The organism is Acinetobacter sp. TUM15064 (assembly GCF_008980265.1).
GTDB lineage: Bacteria > Pseudomonadota > Gammaproteobacteria > Pseudomonadales > Moraxellaceae > Acinetobacter.
In genome coordinates, this window is sequence record NZ_BKFU01000143.1 from 1 (window position 1) to 1,549 (window position 1,549).

Consider the following 1,549-nt stretch of genomic DNA (forward strand, 5'->3'; position numbering starts at 1 on the left):
TCTTGGGTAAGATGAGTATAGTTCATGATGCAACTTTGACTTTGGTCGGTCGGAAGCAAAATGCTAGCTCATCTTGCTTCTTTCCAATAATTTAATCTCTGTTGCACTTCATTTGAGAATCTAAGAAATTTATATTCATGCATGATCTAAAAGGATTATTCAAAAGTTAATGAATCTCCATGTGTCTCAATTCAAAGATCAATGTTTGAAAAACTTATAAGGCTCCTTTTAGGCTTTTTTGATGCTCTTTCACTTGTTTAGCATATTTTTTTCCTTGGCGTTTCATCTTCCAGCTTGAATGGTAGCCTGTTGGACCGACATTATAATAAGCCAAAGCTTTGGGCCAACTTTCTGCTTTTTGGTTGTAGTTGGAGAGAATGTACGTGCCACAATTAATATTATTAACTTCTTCAAATAAATCGCCAGGGCAAGTTTGTTGCCAATAGCGTGGGATAACTTGTGTTAAGCCAATAGCACCAGCAGGGGAAATAGCATAATTACGGTAACTAGACTCTTGTCTTATAACAGCCGCAATTAACAATGGATCGACATTATAACGATCAGCACTTTGCACAATCATTGGCGCAACACGCTGTGCTGTAGTTGCTTCAACAGCATATGCCTTTTGAATACCATTGGCTAATTTTGCTGAACGCTTTTCAACAGAACCACCACCGAGCGATGAACAGCCTGTAAATATTAAAGCTGTTGTTAAAATTAAAACAGATTTGGTTCTAATTTGAGATGTGGGGAGGGATCTTTGAAAATTCAACAAGCTGCATATCCGTTGGTTTTAGCATTTGAAATGATCATATTCATCAGGTAAAGCGCAGTCAACCCAGTGTGAGAGATGCTCTTTTATGGATTTGTTAAATTTGCCTTTTATTTAAGCGATATTTTCGATGTTAGGCAAACACGCTGATTTCTAATGCTCTTAGCATGATTCCATGACATGAAAGATAGATACAAATAGATTGTATTTAAATAGCCTAAGTAACCCGAATCATGGATAGTAAATAGGCTTGAAATAGAAGAGGACTAGAGCTATCAGTTGAGTTACCACACCAAACTCACAACTCTAGTCCTTATGTTCGATAGTACAGAATTATTTTGTGTAATTGATGATTTCTTCTTAAAATTTGAAGCCACTTACTGGAAATTTCTTAAAGAATGTCACCATTGTCTAAGAATTCGAACCGCTCAACTGAATATTTCAGAAATCATCTTCATTGCGATTTGGTATAAATGTTCTCATTTTAATAACTTCAAAGCATTTTTCTCATCGTTGAAACAAGACAAAAGCCATTTATTTAAAAGTTTACCCTGTTATCAGCGCATGATTCATTTAGTGAATACACATCAACTCGCTTTACATGCCTTGCATTTCGCTGTGATGAAAGATGATCAAAGTTCGTATTTATGGATTGATTCAACTACTTTGCCAGTCTGTAAAAATCAGCGTATTCAGCGACATAAATCCATATCATCAATTGCAACGCGTGGTAAAAGCTCAATGGGATGGTTCTTTGGTTGTAAGCTACATTTACTG

Annotated in this window: 2 protein-coding genes; one reads left to right on the forward strand and one right to left on the reverse strand. The window is 36.0% G+C overall.

All coding sequences use genetic code 11. From position 1 onward, the window contains the following. Positions 1-214 precede the first annotated feature (214 nt). Positions 215-775, reverse strand: a complete 561-nt coding sequence (locus GBI16_RS18065) for a lytic transglycosylase domain-containing protein (RefSeq protein ID WP_086209182.1) — start codon at positions 773-775, stop codon at positions 215-217. Between the two features lie 312 nt (positions 776-1,087). Between GBI16_RS18065 and GBI16_RS18070 the strand changes: the two genes are divergently transcribed. Continuing rightward, positions 1,088-1,549, forward strand: a 462-nt coding sequence (locus tag GBI16_RS18070) for a transposase (RefSeq protein WP_308463959.1), incomplete at its 3' end; no start/stop codon positions are given.